Source organism: Algibacter lectus (assembly GCF_004368925.1).
GTDB lineage: Bacteria > Bacteroidota > Bacteroidia > Flavobacteriales > Flavobacteriaceae > Algibacter > Algibacter lectus.
Genome location: NZ_SORL01000007.1, coordinates 809523 through 826448 on the forward strand (window position 1 = coordinate 809523; position 16926 = coordinate 826448).

The window sequence follows — 16926 nt, forward strand, 5'->3', positions numbered from 1 at the left end:
GAAGCTATTTATCGAGGTAAGAATCTATCAAAAGACTGCCAATATTTATCCTTGTAAATATCAAAAGTAACTTTTAATCTATCTGAGTATTTTGTTTCAATCTCATAAAAAACTTTAGAAGGTTTTCTAAAATCGGTACATGCAAAATATACCTCGCGCATACTATCAGCTGTTTGTCTACCAATATTAAGATAGCCATCAAAATCTTTAAGCTGCGCTAAAACTTCATCTTCAATAACACTTAAAAGATTATAAGTACCTTCATCTGGCATACCATTATCTACAATACCTTGATACTCCATTTCGAGCACTGCAACCCATGGATGCGATGCTTTGCTATCCCATTGTAGCAAATCGGTATTAACAACCGCTAAAAGCGATAAACCAGACTCCATAGTAGCCTCTAACGCCGCATAACGATCTTTATCCGTAGAATGCCGCAATCCATCATATTTTTCAATGAATTCCTTTTCTCGCCAAATTAGAAAATCTTTTAATTTCTCTATAGGCACTAAATCTGCTTGAGCATCAGCGGTATTTACAACATTTAGATTATCGATAATAGAAACCGCATTTAACTCGCCCAAAGCATTATCTAAAAATAGATAAACCCCATTGGTGAAATCTACACGTTGCTCTTCAGTTAAACCATTATGAGTTATGGTGATATCAATTTCGTCAGGATAATCTCCTAAATCGTTAGAATAAAAATGAAGTGTATTTTTACTAAACTCCAACTCACCTATTTGGATGTTCGAGTCATCGAAACCAGATTCCGGTTTTAAAGCTGTAATTTTCCAGCCTTTAATTTCTGGAGCTTCGTTTACCAAATCTTCAACAAAAGCAATGTTTCTTAAATCACCATCGGCCGTTAAAATAAGTTCTGCTGTGTCAGTATCACACATTCCTGCAAGAAACCAAAACCCTTCTTTTAATTCATCTAATTTTAAAGATAAATCATTAAAAAACAAAACATTAACATCACCTTCCTCACTAATCGCTTTAAAAAATGATTTTTCTTTTTTAACAAACCACTTCCAAAAATCTGAATAAGATTTTACAGGCATATCTTTCTTTAGTAACTTATTAAAAAAACTCATACCGCACCATTAGGTGATTTCGTTTTAAACAAATATAACAATTGAAAATAAAAAAAAGAAGAACGTGAGATTACTCTACACGTTCTATTTTGGCACCAATAGCGCGTAAACGCTCATCGATATTTTCGTAACCACGATCTATTTGCTCTATATTCTGTATAGTCGATGTTCCTTTTGCAGAAAGTGCTGCAATAAGTAAGGATACACCCGCACGAATATCTGGAGACGTCATGGTTGTTGCTTTTAAAGTCGATTTAAAATCATGACCAATAACAGTAGCTCTATGCGGATCGCATAAAATAATTTTTGCTCCCATATCAATCAATTTATCCACGAAGAATAAACGACTTTCGAACATTTTTTGATGTATTAAAACACTACCTCTAGCTTGTGTAGCTACAACTAGAATGATACTCAATAAATCTGGAGTAAAACCAGGCCAAGGCGCATCGGAGATGGTTAAAATAGAACCATCTATATAACTTTGAATTTCGTAACCGTTAGTATGTGCAGGAATATGAATATCATCTCCTTGCTTTTCAACGGTGATTCCTAATTTTCTAAAAACACTAGGTATTACGCCTAAATCGTTCCAGCTTACGTTTGAAATAGTAAGCTCACTTTTCGTCATAGCCGCAAGACCAATCCAACTTCCTATTTCAATCATATCAGGAAGCATACGGTGTTCCGTACCACCCAAAGTCTCAACTCCCTCGATAATAAGCATATTAGAACCAACACCACTAATTTTAGCCCCCATTCTATTTAGCATTTTACAAAGTTGCTGCAAATAAGGTTCGCAAGCTGCATTGTAAATTGTAGTTATTCCTCGAGCCAAAACAGCAGCCATTACAATATTTGCCGTTCCAGTAACCGATGCTTCTTCAAGCAACATATAAGTTCCAGTTAAATACTCGGCTTCTACGCCGTAAAACTGATCTTCTTTGCTGTATTTAAATTTAGCACCTAAATTAATTAAACCTTCAAAATGCGTATCTAGTCTACGGCGACCAATTTTATCTCCTCCTGGTTTTGGAATATATCCTTTACCAAAACGAGCTAATAAAGGCCCTACAATCATTATAGACCCTCGTAAGCCACGGCCATCCACTTTAAAAGCATCAGACTCTAGATAATCTAAATCTACTTCGTCTGCTTGAAAAGTATAACTTCCTTTGCTTATTTTTTCAACCTTAACACCTAGCTTTATTAATAAGTTTATTAGCTTATTAACATCTATAATGTCCGGAATATTATTTATTGTAACCAATTCTGGAGTAAGTAGAACGGCACATAGAATTTGTAAAGCTTCGTTTTTTGCTCCTTGAGGTTGGATACTACCTTTTAATTGGTGTCCACCTTCAATTTTAAATGTTCCCATGCGTAAAAATTAGTAGCGTTTTCTTTGGCGATTGTTATTATTGCTCTTTTTCTGACCGCCTTTTTTGTTGTTATTATTGGCGAATTTCGATTTAGTCCTCAATAAACTAGTAGAATCTGATAAATCTTCTTCAGAATTTCGAAGATCTATTTTCCCTTCAGATAACTCGAACAAATGTCCATAAATTATGGCATCTTCAACGGTATCTTTATTCCAGTTTAAAAAACACTTTTTCATGTGATTTGCAATGGTATAAAGCAACGCTTCTTTTAATTCACCATCTTCCCATGTGTTTGCCACATCGATCATGGTTTTAATATTATTTCCGTAGAAACGATATTTCGGGAAGTTTTGTGGGTATTTTAAAGGCTCAGGACGCTCTTCGTAAATTTCTTTAGTAGGAATTTCATAAGGAGAATCTGCATCTAATTGAAAATTAGACATAATAAAAAGCTGATCCCAAAGTTTGTGTTTAAAATCTGGAACATCGCGTAAATGCGGTTGCATATTACCCATTACAGCAATAATGCCGTTTGCTAATTTATTACGTTCTTCTTTTGTTTCTCTTGTTTTAGCGTAATTAATCATTTTCTGCATATGTCTTCCGTACTCTGGAATGATTAAATGCTCACGCTCTGTGTTGTATTCTAAATCGTCTATCAAAATAATGTGTAGAATTTATATTGTTGCATGTAGTTGTTATGCTTGCGCAAAATACAAAAAAAATTGAATAGCACGATTATTATTACCAAATCAATTATTGCGCGTACTTATTTATTAACCTAACGAGCAAATTATTTAGAAATTCAACCTCATATTCTCCAACAGTTGGCTCTATATGGTCGTTGCCAATTCCGCTATCGTTTGTAATAAACACATAGGTTCCGTTGGTTGCAATAGCAAAATAACGCATTAAAAACTCGGTAGATTTATCGATACCACTTGCCGTTACCGGAATCAATTTCACACCATTTTTGGCCGCTTTAATTAACGATTTCTTAATACTTAAATTTACGTCATCGGTTTGGTGTGGTGGCGCATCTAAAAGTAAAAAAGCAATTCGTGTTTTAGAATTTGTACCCCATTGCAAATCGTTTATTGCTTCATCTAAAGCTTCCTCCACGGCCTCTTCAAAATCGCCTCCACCATCTGCGCTTTGCTTGCTAATGAAATCTACAGTAGAAGAAATACTCGTTGTAAAATCTGATCGTTTTGTGACATAATCATCGCCCTGATCTCTATAAAACACCGTAGATGTTAAAATTGTAGAATTGGCATTATCCTCTTGTGCCCGACCAATAACATCTTTTAAATCACTCTTTAAAAACTCTAGCTCGTCGCCCATTGAGCCTGTAGCATCAACAATAAAAGCCACTTCTATTCTATCGGCAGTTGCTGTAGTATTTTCAATATTAAAAACATTTACACCTTCATTAAAAAGAGAAACCCCTTGACTTATTACTTCTCCATTAATTTGAACATCGTAATCGTCAAGATTTACTGAAGAACTCGTTTTTCCGCTATCAAACAAATCTATAAATAAATTAGCTTCACCTAAATTATCTGTTTTAGCTTCACTGATAATTTCGCCATCTTTAAAAAGAGAAAGCGATACATTATTTAAAGGTTGCGAGGTGTTTTTATCTAAAACTTGAAATGCAATACGTTTTGATGTATTGAAACTCCAATTTGCTTGAAATGTAGTATAATCTTGAGAATTTAATAAATCGCTCCAGAAATCCCATTGAGTTAAATCGTTCCATTCACCAGCCGTGATTTGGCCGGCACTTTCACCATTACCACCATTACCAGAATCTCCTGAACCTTTTGAGCTCGAAGATGACGATGAATCGAGTTCAGAACTTCCATCGATGGCACTATCACCATTTTCACAACTGAATAAAACAAAAACAGAACATAAAACTAAAGCAATTTTTTTCATCTCAAATATTTTATTTCAAGATGCAAAATTATACAAAAGGTTGCTTCAGAATAAAAAATAAAGTTTCAATTCTATACTGCTTATAGCAATTTCCTTAAATTTTGTAACAAAAAAAATAATGCTCCCGTTTTCACGGAAAACAAACACCTACAAGTATTAAAGACTAATTACGCCTTCTACTTTAGAAGATACCTCTTTGTATTTCTCTATAACAGCCTCAGGTTTTTCCATAAAAACATCAATAGAAACACTTGTGTATTTTCCGTTTTTAGATTCTTTTGTTTTGATAACAGCTCCTAACCCATCGAAAATAGTCTCAATTTTTTCAATTTTTTCTTTGTTTGAAAGCACAATGAATTTATATAAGTATTCTGCAGGCCAAACGTCTGTATCGTATAATTGTTCTTTTAATTTATCGTAAAATTCTTCTGAATTTGGAGGTGTGCTCATTACATATTTATTTGGCTGCAAATATACAGTTTAGTTTCCATTTTTTTTATAGATTATAAATTCCGATTTTTACACAAAAATAAAGCAGCATTGAACACTAAAAAGATTGTTATTACGGGCGGTCCAGGAACTGGAAAATCAACTTTAATTAACGAATTAATAAAAAGAGGCCACACTTGCTTAGAAGAAATTTCGCGACAAGTAATTTTAGATGCCAAAAAAGAAGGTATCGATCAGCTCTTTTTAACCAACCCGCTCATGTTTAGCGAACTCCTTCTAAAGGGCCGACAAAAACAATTTGTTGATGCCGAATTATTTAAAAATGAAATCGTATTTTTCGATCGTGGTTTGCCCGATGTACTAGCTTACATGGATTTTATTGGCGATGAATGTCCAGAAAACTTCATTGAAACTTGTAACAAATCTAAATACCACACCGTTTTTATATTAAAACCTTGGGAAGCTATTTACACCAGCGATAATGAACGCTACGAGACTTTTGATCAAGCCTTAGAAATTCACGATCACTTAGTAAAAACCTATGAAAACTACGAATATAACTTAATAGATGTACCTTTTGATACTGTTGAGAATAGAACCAATTTTATTTTAAACAAATTAAAGATGTAAGCGTCCAGAATGGAACACCCTATTAATATACTAGAACGTTATTGGAAATTCACCGAGTTCCGACCAAACCAAGAGGCCATTATAAATTCTGTTTTGGCTGGTGAGGATACTTTTGCGCTTTTACCAACTGGTGGTGGAAAATCGTTATGTTTCCAAATTCCTGCTCTGGTAAAAAAAGGGATATGCATTGTGGTATCGCCACTTATTGCTTTAATGAAAGACCAAGTACAGTCCTTAAACAACAAGGGGATTAAAGCGATGGCACTTACAAGTGGAATTTCATATAAAGAATTAGACACACTTTTAGATAATTGTGTTTACGGTAATTACAAATTTCTATACTTATCTCCCGAGCGATTGCAGCAAGAATTGGTTCAAGACCGCATTAGGTTAATGAATGTGAATTTAATTGCCATAGATGAGGCACATTGTATTTCGCAATGGGGTAGCGACTTTAGACCTGCTTACAATAACATTGCACTTTTAAGACAACTACAACCAACGGTAAACGCTATTGCACTAACAGCATCGGCAAAACCTGAGGTAATTGATGATATTGTAAAACAACTGGATTTTATTAATCCTAAAATATTTAAGCAGTCTTTTTTAAGACCCAATTTGGCTTATTTAGTTTACAATGAAAATGATAAGTATTACAGAATACAGACGATATTAAAAAAATATAAGCAGTCTTCCATTATTTATGTTAGAAATAGAAAACTAACTATTGAACTTAGTGCTTTTTTAGAGTCTAAAAACATAACAGCTACCTTTTATCACGGTGGTTTACACAATAGTGAAAAGGATAAAAACATGGATGCCTGGATTAATAACCGAAAACAGGTTATGGTAGCTACAAATGCCTTTGGAATGGGGATTGATAAACCAGATGTAAAAACCGTGGTACATATTAGCCTACCAGAAAGTATAGAAAGTTACTTTCAAGAAGCCGGACGGGTTGGCCGAAATGGGGATAAGGCTTTTGCAGTAATTTTGAAAAACAAAAGTGACGAAGCTAGTATTAAAAAACAGTTTTTAGGATCACTTGCTAGTGTCGATTTTGTAAAGCAAGTTTACAGAAAACTATGCAATTATTTTCAGGTGCCTTACGGTGAAGGTGAATATTTAACTTTTGAGTTCGATTTTAACACCTTTTGTAAAACCTACAAGTTTAGTCCGAGTTCATGCTACAGTGCTTTATTGATTTTAGATAGAAATAGTATTATTACGCTTTCTAAACAATTTAAAAACAAGGTTACCGTGCAGTTCATAATTTCTAATGCGGCATTGTTTAACTATTTAGATACACATACGGAGTACAGTATTATTGTAAAATCTATTTTACGTATGTATGGCGGTGTTTTTGAGCAAGTCACCAAAATTGCATTGGCCAAAATAACCGAAAAATCGGCGATAAGCGAAGTTAAAATAGTGAACGCTTTAAAGCAGCTAGAACATGATGGTATTATTACCTTAAAACTATCTGCAACAGATGCCGAAGTTACTTTTATTCAGCCGCGAGAAGACAACAAGACTATTAACAGAATAGCGAAAACAATAGAGCAACAAAATAATTTAAAGCAACAGCAAGTAAAAGCAATGCTAGATTATGTTGAAAACGAATCGACTTGTAAAAGCATGCAACTCCTCGCCTATTTTGGAGAAACAGAAATTAGTCCTTGTGGTATTTGTTCCGTTTGTACTCAAAAAAAAGTTAGGGTCACATCAAATGATATCAAAACTATAAAAAAGCAAGTTATCGGGCTTTTAGAAAATGGAGATCAATCTTCTAGACAAATTTCAGCTTTATTAAACACTTCCGAAGAACACATAAAACAGGTTTTAAAATTACTTTTAGAACATCAAATAATAACGATTACAGCTAAGAATACGTATAAATTGAGCCATTTATAATTCAGCTTAATTATTAAACTCAAATAGAAACTTCAGCTACACCTAATACATAGGGTATAAAAAATAAAATATTAAACATGTATAAGCACAGACTAACATGTTAGGAAAATAAGATTAAAATGAAAGATTTAAAAATAGTATTTATGGGAACGCCAGATTTTGCCGTTACCATTTTAAAAACATTAGTAGAAAACAAACAAAACATAGTTGGGGTAATTACTGCTCCAGATAAACCTGCAGGACGTGGCCGTAAATTAAACGAAAGTGCTGTAAAAGTTTATGCAAAATCGGTTGGGTTAAATATTTTACAACCTACCAATTTAAAGAGTGAAGACTTTTTGGAAGAATTAAAAGCACTAAATGCTAATTTACAAATTGTAGTAGCATTTAGAATGTTACCAAAAGCCGTTTGGCAAATGCCTGAATATGGCACCTTTAATTTACATGCTTCTTTATTACCTAACTATCGTGGAGCGGCTCCTATTAATTGGGCTATTATAAATGGAGAAACAAAAACAGGTGTTTCAACTTTTTTTATTGATGAGAAAATTGATACTGGCGCTATGATTCTTCAAGAAGAAATAACAATTGAACCGGAAGAACACGCAGGAAGTTTACACGACAAATTAATGCACTTAGGAAGTGATTTGGTTTTAAAAACAGTCAATCTTATAAAGGAAGGCTCTGTAACTACGGTTCCGCAACAAGAAACAGCCGATATAAAAACAGCTTATAAACTAAATAAGGATAATTGTAAAATAGATTGGAATACTTCTATTGATGATATCCATAATAAAATACGAGGATTAAGCCCATACCCAGCAGCATGGTGCACCTTAATTAATGGTGATGATGACCTAGACATTAAGATTTATAGTGCGAAAAAAGAAATTATTGAGCATAAAGATACCATAGGAAGTATTGTTTCTACCAAAAAAGAGTTAAAAGTCGCTGTGAGTAAAGGTTACCTTATTATAGATGATATTAAGCTTCCTGGTAAGCGCACTATGGATGTAAAATCACTTTTAAATGGCTATCAATTTGAAAGCGATGCAAAAATGCTGTAAAGCCTTATTCCTGCTGATGTTATTAAAAAAACGTTAAATCAACGGCTCTTTATTAACAAATGCGATAAGTTATTAACAAAACCACGAATTTCCCTTGCTATTACTTGTGTTATTGAGTAATCCGTATAAATTTGTATAGGATATAACAAAATGTTTAACCAATTTATTAATAATTAAATTTTATATTATGAACAAGACAGATTTAATCGATGCTATGGCAGAACACGCAGGAATTACTAAGGCTGCTGCTAAAAAAGCTTTAGAATGTGCAATTATTGAAATCGAAGGAGCTTTACAAAAAGGTAACAGAGTTTCTTTAGTAGGTTTTGGTTCTTGGTCAGTTTCTAAAAGAGCTGCAAGAGAAGGAAGAAACCCTCAAACAGGTGATACTATCCAAATTAAAGCAAAAAACGTTGTAAAGTTTAAAGCTGGTGCAGATTTATCTAATGCAGTAAACTAATTATTTGCTTCATAAATATTCAGAAAAGCCTTCAAATTTTGAAGGCTTTTTTTGTATATATACATTAAAGACTTGCTTTTTTAATAAATTAATATTAGATTTAATTACTAATTCCTGAAAATATGGTGACTACACAACCAAAAAAAGGTGATTTATTAATAGCAGAACCAGCTATTATTGGAGACGTTTCATTTAATCGCTCTATTGTTTTACTAGCCGATCATACTAATGAAGGTTCTATTGGTTTTATTTTAAATAAGCCTTTAGAATATACTATAAACGACTTAATACCAGAACTTGATGCGTCGTTTAAAGTTTACAACGGCGGCCCTGTTGAGCAAGATAATCTTTACTTTATTCATAAAATACCAGAACTTATACCCAATAGTATTGAAATATCTTTAGGTATTTATTGGGGTGGTGATTTTAATGAAGTAGCAGAACTTATCGCTAATAAAACCATTAATGAAAACGACATAAAGTTCTTTTTAGGCTATTCTGGATGGGATACTAACCAATTATCCGATGAACTTAAAGCTAATTCCTGGGTGGTTACCGAAAACATCTATAAAAAAGATGTTATTGAAAAAAGCTACAAATCTTTCTGGAAAGAAAAAATGTTAGAATTTGGAGGAGAATATAGTATTTGGTCTAATGCTCCAGAAAATCCGAGTTATAATTAACTCACTCTAATTTTAATATTTAATTTTTGAATTAGAAGTTTAGATACTTCTGATTTAAAAGTCTTTTTTCTGTATTTACTCACCGCTTGTATACCAACAATAACATTGGTAATAAAGATTTCGTCTGCCTTTTGAAGCTCAAAAGGAGAAATTGCTTCCTCTACCAGTTCATATTCTGGTAAACTCTCTATTGTTTCTATAATTTGCTTACGCATTACACCTTTTAAACAACCGTTTTCTATTGGTGGCGTTTTTATAGTATTGCCTTTTACAACAAATACATTTCCGTTTAAAGCTTCAATAACCTGCTTATCGGTATTTAAAACTAAACAATTGTCTAACTTATTTTCTTTAGCGTAGATACTACCAACTACGTTTAAAGCCTTGTTGTTAGTTTTTAAGCTTGATAACAAACTTGGAGACACGTAGTAATCTTTAAATAAATCGACCTCGTAGAAGGTGTCTTGCACGATATAAAAATCGGTATCGACAGGTTTTACAGCAATTAGAAAACTAATATCATTAGTTTCGGGTAAATATAAGCCACCTTCATTTCTAAAAACAGTTAATTTCACTCTAGAAGACGCGTTTGATAAATTGTTTTCCGTTAAGGTCTTTAGTATTTGCTCTTCTAAATATTCCATGGTAAAATTCATAGGAATCTCCATGCGCATAATTCGCATAGACGCCATAAGTCTAAAATAATGGTCTTCCCAAAACAACAATTTACCATAAGAAGCTTTAATTGTTTCAAATAAGGCATCACCATATGCAAAACCTCTATTATTAATAGATAACAATGTATTATCTTCTAAAATATTTTCGTTAAAATTTACCATAAAAAAATCCCGTTTTCATTAAGTGTAAAAACGGGACAAATATAATCGAATATTATGTTTTTTATATTACGCTGAGCCTAATACTTGCTTTAAACTTGATATTTGGTTAGTCCAAAGCATTTTAGATTCGTCTACTTCATCTTCTTCAGCATAATCAGTCACCATTAAAGATACATCCTTTGTGATTTCATCTACTTGAATTCTGATTTCAAAATAATAAGAATCGCCTTCCTCTTCATCTTCCAACCATCTAAATTTAACACGCTCGCCACTTTTTTTATTTAATAGTTTTGCTTTTTCTTCGCTACCATCCCAAATAAAAGTAAACAGCTCTCCTCTGGAATTTACGTTGTCTGAAAACCATTCAGATAACCCAGAAGGCGTTGATATATACTGATATAATAATTGCGGTGATGCTTGTATAGGAAACTCTATATTATATTTTACTTTCTCGTCCATATATGATTTAATCTTTATGTTGACCAATATATACATTAATTAAGAAGTACCACAGAAAATTTAATAATATTTTTTGCAACTAATGTTTGTGTAATCTAATTATGTTTTTATCTTTGCACCCGCGGAAACGCATATGGCGAGGTAGCTCAGCTGGTTAGAGCGTCGGATTCATAACTCGGAGGTCATGGGATCGTGCCCCATTCTCGCTACAAGTAAACAAAGGGAAAGCCAAGAATTTTATTCTTGGCTTTTTTTATTTTGCTAAAACATAGCTAAAAAATTCCTGTATTTTCTCACTCACTACACAATCAACATCAATTTACCTCAAATTCTATTAGATTAATAAAATTTTCACATTAATTCCTCTGAAAAATAAAAATTAGCAGGTAAACCATAATGTTAGCACCTTTTCTATTTTTATACGATCTAACATTCCGTAATGTGCGTTGATCTTCAATTTTCGCAAAATATTTTATGTCATCAACGGTTATCGACTTACCATTAATCTCTCTATTAAAAGACCTTGCATAATCATGCATTATTGCTCTAGTATATTTTTTTAAATCTTCGGAATTGGTTTCCGTTTACTTAATTCATATTTACTAGGACTAACTGTAATTCAATAAAACTATGGCTCTTTCTTTTTGATTTTTACAGTATTACTTGAAAATGAAGTGTTACTTTCCAGCGAAGCAGAAAGCATAAACGCAATGAAAAGTCAAAAGTGAGGATTGGGTCCAAGACTTTTTAGTGAAGTGTTTTTTTCTGGAATGTAGTTTTTACGGAATGTAGGGGAATGTGATAGAGCAATTACCATATTATTACTAATAACTTATTACTCCATTTAAAAATACCTTATCTCCCCCTCCATTTATAGGTAAATAGAATAAAAAAAGCCGCAGACATAAATGTCTACGGCTTTTTAACAAAAACTAACTCTTTAAATAAATCTTATAAAATAATTATTCAAAAAACCACTACCAACCTGGATTTTGATTATCGTTAAAATCAGGAATAATAGAAGTATCTTTAATCGGAATTGGAAAAATAAGAAACTTATCCTGCCACGCATTTCTTCGTTCTGTTACAAAACGCTCATACTCAAAATTATCTCCGTTTTTTATAACTTCCATACCGGTCACCAATTTATCAGTTTGGTCTAATATTTTCCATCTTCTTACATCCCAAAATCTATGCTCCTCAATAACGAGTTCCACCCTTCTTTCGTTTCTAACGCGTTTCCTAAATTCATCTTTTGAAAGTCCTGCAGGTAAATTAGGCATTCCAACTCTTTCTCTAATTTTATTAATGGCATTATAAGCCTCTACAGTTGGTCCATTAGCTTCATTTTCAGCCTCAGCATAATTTAGATAAATTTCAGCCAAATGATACTTTTTCCATCTAGATTGCGCATTTTGACCATTCTGTAATTTTGGATCATGAAATTTACGCAAATAGTACCCCGTATGGGTATTGTTTTTGTTTGGCGGTGTTTTTTTAAGTGCATCGGCACCACCTAAAAAGGTTTCAACTACATGGATTTTTCCAGCAATATTATCTAAAAGTGCTCCGTTATACCATACGGTTGCATAAAATCTAGGATCTCTGCCATCATAAGGATTGGCAGGATCATATCCTGAATTGGTATTTATAATAGGTTCCAAATGATCTTCGTCGTTATACCCTAAGATAGCTGGTTCACCAGTTCCTAACATATCGTAACTATCAACCAACTCTTGCGTTGGTGTAATTCCTGCATTATTTTGACCTGGCATACTTGGTAAGGCATTGGTATTTCTAAAGCTAGGATGACCAGTAGCTTTTATTTCCAATATGGTTTCTCTATCTCTAGGAGAAGGATTTATATCGGAACTAGAGAAAAAGTATTGTTCATAATCTGGGAACAACTCATACTCCCCTCCATCGGTAAGCTTTGACAAGGCTTCTTCTGAAGCCGTTGAAGCTGCTTGCCATTTCGCAGTGCTATTTTCTGGATTCCATAACGGACTTGCATTATAAAGTAATGCTTGTGATTTTATTGCGTAAGCTACAGCTTTACTAAAGCGCCCACGTTCTGGCTCTAAGGTAATACGAAGAGGTAAATATGAATTAGCAATGGCTTCATCACAATCATTAACTATAAAATCCGTACATTCTTGAAATGTTGGCCTAATTAAAGTTGTATAGTCAAATGCTGGACCAAAAGGTTTGGTAACAATAGGCATTGGTCCATATTGCTTTATTAACTCAAGATAATAAAAAGCTCTTAGTATTAAAGCTTCTGCTTTATATCGCTCTCTATTTTTATCATTGGGAATATTGGCTGTTTCCACATTTTCCAAAAATACATTAGCGTTTCTTATCCCTGCCCAAAACGTATCATAATGCTTTTTTCCATGACCTCCCGGTCCATTTTCAAGAGGATTAAAATCGGGGGTCATTGCCCCTGTAATCCAAAGGTTGGCAATATTACCTGGTGTATTTCCCACAGCAGCGTCTTGACACTCATCTGTAACCCCTGCTATATAAGTGAAAAAATGGTAATAATAGGAATAAGACGGAATGCTGCTATAAACCGTGTTCAAATAGGCTTCCGTTTGATGCTCATCTTTAAAAACGTCTTCTAATGTTAGCCTACCATCTGGCGTTATGTCTAATGCTTTATCACAACTTATTATGACTAGAGCACTTACGAATAGATATAAAATTTTATTTTTCATTTCTTAATATTTTTTCAGTTTTAAAATTTCAAATTAACACCTAAACTATATACTTTAAGTAGTGGGTAAGAAAGGCCGTTAGCTGCTTCTGGATCATAATTTTTGCTAGGTAATTTATCCCAAGTAATTAAGTTTAACCCATTCATGTAAAGTCGCATATTTGCAACTCCCTTTAATTGAATTCTATATCCTATTTCTAAGTTCTTCAATCTTACATAACTAGCGTCCCTAATAAAAAAGGAATTTTCTTTTTCACTTGGTGATGGTTCGGTACTCAATCTAGGAAAATTAATAGGCTCTCCATTATCCGCACGCTCTTGAGTCCAACTAGTTAAATGTTGGTCAAAATAATTGGTTTGTCCACTAGCAAAAGTCCCTCTACCACTATAAAACTTATCTACATTGGCAACCCCTTGTACAAGAGCACTCAAATCAAAGTTTTTATAAGTTGTACTCAATCCTAGTCCGAAAGAAGTTTCAGGCATGGTTGAAGCCCCAATTGGTGCAATATCCTTCTGATCTACAACACCATCTTCATTAAGATCTTTGTATTTAAAGTCTCCTGGTCTAGATTCATGCCCACCAACAATTTGTACTGGAGAGTTATCAATCTCTTCTTGAGTATCAAAATATTTCTCAACAATATATCCGAAATTTTGACCAATTCTATAACCTGTTTGTCTGTATCTATAAGCGTAGTCTTCTGGTAATAATGGTTCATCAGCAAATTTTTGTTCGTTTCTTGCGTAACCTACAAACGCCCTTCCTCTAACAAAAAAATCTGGTGAAAACGCTTTTTTATAATTCAATTCCACTTCAAAACCTTTATTCTCAACAACCCCAATATTAACAGGTGGTAAAACGTTAGTTGACAATCCGTTTAAAATAGGAATTGTTCCCCTATTTCTTAAAATATTGTCTCTCTTTTCACTAAATACATCTACAATTAATTCAAAAGACTTTAAAAAATCGACTTCTAAACCAATATTAATTTTATTTGCAACTTCCCATTGTAACTCTCCATTTCTTAATTGATTAATAGCTATTCTTCTCCCTTGATCCAAACTAGATGAATAACCACCACCACTTACTGATATATCATCTAAATACAAAAACCTATCATTTCCAATCCGGTCGTTACCTACTTTTCCATAAGAACCTCTAACTTTTAATCTATCAATTCCTTTTACATTCCAAAAGTTTTCTTTAGAAACCAACCAACCTCCTGAAACAGCTGGAAAAAAACCAAATCGATTTCCGGGAGCAAATTGTTCTGAACCGTTATAACCTGCATTAAACTCTACAAAATATTTATCATCGTAGGCATAGGTGACCCTAGAAGAAACCCCTATAAGGTTATAAGGAAGTTGTTCATTAATAATTTCTTTTTGCTGCTGATAAAGTAATAAACCACTAACATCATGCTTATTAAAAGTTCGCTTATAATTTAAATAGGTTTGAAAATTTGAAAAACTTTGAAACGCTCTACTTCCTGAAATATTTAGGGGCGTTTCTACATCATCAGAAAAATTCTTATAATAAATACTATCCCTTCCAGATGCAGTTTTATCAATCACCTGTATTTCTCGTATATAACTTTTACTAGCATTCAAATTATTTGTCCCCTTTGTATCAAAGGACATAACAGCTTTAGCCGATAAGCCTTTTGTTATAAAATCCAACTGTTGTTCCATTCCAAAAGTTGCTGTAGTGTTGTTCCTTGTTTGTTGTCTATATCCTGTCCTATTCAATAATCCATAAGCAGGATTAACTAACTCAGTAACAGTTACAACTGCACCACTAGGAGAAACAGGGCCTGGCACATTGGATGGCATATCAAGAATACCCGCTAATATGTTAACAGAAGGGGAAGCCCCTCCTTGTCCCGTTGAGGCTGTACCAACTGAAAATGGTGCATTTTGTTTTTCAACATAACCAGCTAAATTAAGGAATGCCTTTAGGTTATTATTAATCTGCATATCTATATTGGACCTAAAGTTGTAACGATCCAGTTTAAAGCTGGGATCATAATTCAAATCTTTTTCAGTTTTAAATGACCCTCCTTGATTTAAATACCCTGCATTAATATAATATTTAACAGCCTTACTTGCTCCAGAAATATTAAGGTTTATTCTTTGCTGTGGAGCAAAATCTTCTACTAAAAGTCCAGCCCAATCGGTGTCTGGATATTTTTCGGGATCTGAATGCGATTTGTAAGCCTCTAAAGCTTCCGCAGAAAAGGCATTCCCTAATCCGTCGTTGTTCTGAGCCAAATTTCTTAATGTTGCGTATTCATATGCATTTACTGGTTGCGGCAATCTTGTAAAAGTTTGAACACCCGATTCCATAGATACATTCACCTCAGGCACCTCAGAAGTCCCTCGCTTAGTTGTTACCAGAATTACACCATTAGCACCTCTTACCCCAAAAATAGCCGTTGAAGAAGCATCTTTTAAAATGGTTACAGATTCCACCTCGTTAGGATCCATATAAGTTAAATCACGCTCAACTCCATCAACTAAAATAATTGGAGATCGTGCATTGATAGTTCCCTGCCCTCTAATAAAAAGCTGGGTAACATCTCGACCTGGTTCTCCTGAAGTTTGAATAGAAGTAAGCCCTGGCAATCGCCCAGCTAACGTTACTGCAAGATTTGCCGCTGGACTTTGCTTAAGTTCTTTAGTGCTAATTGAAGATATCGCCCCTGTTACAGTCGCTTTTTTCTGCTCGCCAAAACCTACAATTACTACTTCGGAAAGTTGCTCACTATCTTCCTCTAGTTTGAAATCAATTTTGATTCGTCCATTTACTACTTCTTCTACAGATTTATACCCAATAAAAGAAATCTGAAGCACATCATTGGAAGTGGCCTTAATACTATAATTACCATCAAAATCGGTTACCGTTCCCCTCGAAGTTCCTTTTACCATAACCGTTGCTCCCGGCAACGGCAAATTACTTTTAGCATCAAGAATCACCCCTTGCACATCTGTGAGGCTCTGTGCATATATCGAGCAACACCAAAAGGCGCTCAATAAAAACATTAAATAAAATTTAGTTAATTTTTTTCTCATTAGTCTTATTGTTTTAGTTAAAATAGTTGGTTGATAAATCTTATTAAACATTAACCATTACATGTCATCATCATGCTGTAGCCATACCCAAATAGATTTACTTTTATTAATAGGGGTTAAATTATATATTTAGACTATTTTGTTCATCCTGCCGTATCAGGCTCGCCTACTTTATCAACAAACAAAACATAAACCACTAAACAACAG

At 33.6% G+C, this 16926-nt stretch carries 14 protein-coding genes, 1 tRNA gene and 1 pseudogene; 6 read left to right on the forward strand and 10 right to left on the reverse strand.

Annotated features, from left to right (window positions below; translation table 11 throughout):
• Positions 1–8: 8 nt before the first annotated feature.
• The 5 genes from DFQ06_RS04495 to DFQ06_RS04515 form a co-directional block, all read right to left on the reverse strand.
• Complete coding sequence (locus tag DFQ06_RS04495; protein WP_133966234.1) at positions 9–1100, reverse strand: DUF695 domain-containing protein; 1092 nt, start codon at positions 1098–1100, stop codon at positions 9–11.
• 70 nt (positions 1101–1170) lie between these two features.
• Positions 1171–2481, reverse strand: coding sequence for a UDP-N-acetylglucosamine 1-carboxyvinyltransferase (gene murA / locus DFQ06_RS04500; RefSeq protein WP_042505516.1), 1311 nt, complete (start codon positions 2479–2481; stop codon positions 1171–1173).
• A gap of 9 nt (positions 2482–2490) precedes the next feature.
• The gene (locus tag DFQ06_RS04505) at positions 2491–3144 is read right to left on the reverse strand and encodes a DUF4290 domain-containing protein (protein WP_133966236.1); all 654 of its coding nucleotides are present in this window, start codon (positions 3142–3144) and stop codon (positions 2491–2493) included.
• A 94-nt stretch (positions 3145–3238) separates the two neighbouring features.
• Positions 3239–4423: a vWA domain-containing protein gene (locus DFQ06_RS04510; protein ID WP_133966238.1), complete on the reverse strand. Its 1185-nt coding sequence runs from the start codon at positions 4421–4423 to the stop codon at positions 3239–3241.
• 156 nt (positions 4424–4579) lie between these two features.
• Complete coding sequence (locus tag DFQ06_RS04515; protein ID WP_042498528.1) at positions 4580–4873, reverse strand: DUF493 family protein; 294 nt, start codon at positions 4871–4873, stop codon at positions 4580–4582.
• 90 nt (positions 4874–4963) lie between these two features.
• Between DFQ06_RS04515 and DFQ06_RS04520 the strand changes: the two genes are divergently transcribed.
• The 5 genes from DFQ06_RS04520 to DFQ06_RS04540 all read left to right on the forward strand — a co-directional run bounded on the left by DFQ06_RS04520 (position 4964) and on the right by DFQ06_RS04540 (position 9627).
• Complete coding sequence (locus DFQ06_RS04520) at positions 4964–5503, forward strand: AAA family ATPase (protein ID WP_133966240.1); 540 nt, start codon at positions 4964–4966, stop codon at positions 5501–5503.
• Between the two features lie 9 nt (positions 5504–5512).
• The gene (locus DFQ06_RS04525) at positions 5513–7417 is read left to right on the forward strand and encodes a RecQ family ATP-dependent DNA helicase (RefSeq protein WP_133966242.1); all 1905 of its coding nucleotides are present in this window, start codon (positions 5513–5515) and stop codon (positions 7415–7417) included.
• A 119-nt stretch (positions 7418–7536) separates the two neighbouring features.
• A complete protein-coding gene (gene fmt, locus DFQ06_RS04530) occupies positions 7537–8484 on the forward strand; it encodes a methionyl-tRNA formyltransferase (RefSeq protein WP_042505524.1) in 948 nt (315 codons plus the stop codon).
• 187 nt (positions 8485–8671) lie between these two features.
• Entirely contained in the window at positions 8672–8944 is a 273-nt protein-coding gene (locus tag DFQ06_RS04535) for an HU family DNA-binding protein (protein WP_042498520.1), read from the forward strand.
• A 122-nt stretch (positions 8945–9066) separates the two neighbouring features.
• Positions 9067–9627 (forward strand): YqgE/AlgH family protein, encoded by a 561-nt coding sequence (locus DFQ06_RS04540; RefSeq protein WP_042505527.1) that lies wholly within the window; start codon positions 9067–9069, stop codon positions 9625–9627.
• On the opposite strand, the gene DFQ06_RS04545 is transcribed toward DFQ06_RS04540, so the two are convergent.
• Together DFQ06_RS04545 and DFQ06_RS04550 are read right to left on the reverse strand one after the other, a co-directional pair.
• On the reverse strand, positions 9624–10466 hold the full coding sequence (locus DFQ06_RS04545) for an aminotransferase class IV (protein WP_042498810.1): 843 nt from the start codon (positions 10464–10466) through the stop codon (positions 9624–9626). The genes DFQ06_RS04540 and DFQ06_RS04545 overlap by 4 nt on opposite strands.
• A 66-nt stretch (positions 10467–10532) precedes the next feature.
• Positions 10533–10925 (reverse strand): START-like domain-containing protein, encoded by a 393-nt coding sequence (locus DFQ06_RS04550; protein ID WP_042498517.1) that lies wholly within the window; start codon positions 10923–10925, stop codon positions 10533–10535.
• Positions 10926–11060: 135 nt separating this feature from the next.
• On the opposite strand from DFQ06_RS04550, the gene DFQ06_RS04555 reads away from it, so the two are divergent.
• Positions 11061–11134: transfer RNA gene (locus tag DFQ06_RS04555), tRNA-Met, on the forward strand.
• 225 nt (positions 11135–11359) lie between these two features.
• On the opposite strand, the pseudogene DFQ06_RS19530 reads toward DFQ06_RS04555, so the two are convergent.
• The 3 genes and pseudogenes from DFQ06_RS19530 to DFQ06_RS04565 form a co-directional block, all read right to left on the reverse strand.
• Positions 11360–11586: pseudogene (locus DFQ06_RS19530) on the reverse strand (DUF5712 family protein); the annotation flags it as partial.
• Between the two features lie 316 nt (positions 11587–11902).
• The gene (locus DFQ06_RS04560; RefSeq protein ID WP_133966244.1) at positions 11903–13645 is read right to left on the reverse strand and encodes a RagB/SusD family nutrient uptake outer membrane protein; all 1743 of its coding nucleotides are present in this window, start codon (positions 13643–13645) and stop codon (positions 11903–11905) included.
• 20 nt (positions 13646–13665) lie between these two features.
• Positions 13666–16719: a SusC/RagA family TonB-linked outer membrane protein gene (locus tag DFQ06_RS04565; RefSeq protein ID WP_159140034.1), complete on the reverse strand. Its 3054-nt coding sequence runs from the start codon at positions 16717–16719 to the stop codon at positions 13666–13668.
• Positions 16720–16926 lie beyond the last annotated feature (207 nt).

Coding starts and splice junctions, on each gene's coding strand:
- DFQ06_RS04495 (WP_133966234.1), bottom strand. CDS start 1,100: ATGAGTTTTTTTAATAAGTTACTAAAGAAAGATATGCCTGTAAAATCT.
- murA (WP_042505516.1), bottom strand. CDS start 2,481: ATGGGAACATTTAAAATTGAAGGTGGACACCAATTAAAAGGTAGTATC.
- DFQ06_RS04510 (WP_133966238.1), bottom strand. CDS start 4,423: ATGAAAAAAATTGCTTTAGTTTTATGTTCTGTTTTTGTTTTATTCAGT.
- DFQ06_RS04515 (WP_042498528.1), bottom strand. CDS start 4,873: ATGAGCACACCTCCAAATTCAGAAGAATTTTACGATAAATTAAAAGAA.
- DFQ06_RS04525 (WP_133966242.1), top strand. CDS start 5,513: ATGGAACACCCTATTAATATACTAGAACGTTATTGGAAATTCACCGAG.
- fmt (WP_042505524.1), top strand. CDS start 7,537: ATGAAAGATTTAAAAATAGTATTTATGGGAACGCCAGATTTTGCCGTT.
- DFQ06_RS04535 (WP_042498520.1), top strand. CDS start 8,672: ATGAACAAGACAGATTTAATCGATGCTATGGCAGAACACGCAGGAATT.
- DFQ06_RS04540 (WP_042505527.1), top strand. CDS start 9,067: ATGGTGACTACACAACCAAAAAAAGGTGATTTATTAATAGCAGAACCA.
- DFQ06_RS04545 (WP_042498810.1), bottom strand. CDS start 10,466: ATGGTAAATTTTAACGAAAATATTTTAGAAGATAATACATTGTTATCT.
- DFQ06_RS04550 (WP_042498517.1), bottom strand. CDS start 10,925: ATGGACGAGAAAGTAAAATATAATATAGAGTTTCCTATACAAGCATCA.
- DFQ06_RS04560 (WP_133966244.1), bottom strand. CDS start 13,645: ATGAAAAATAAAATTTTATATCTATTCGTAAGTGCTCTAGTCATAATA.
- DFQ06_RS04565 (WP_159140034.1), bottom strand. CDS start 16,719: ATGAGAAAAAAATTAACTAAATTTTATTTAATGTTTTTATTGAGCGCC.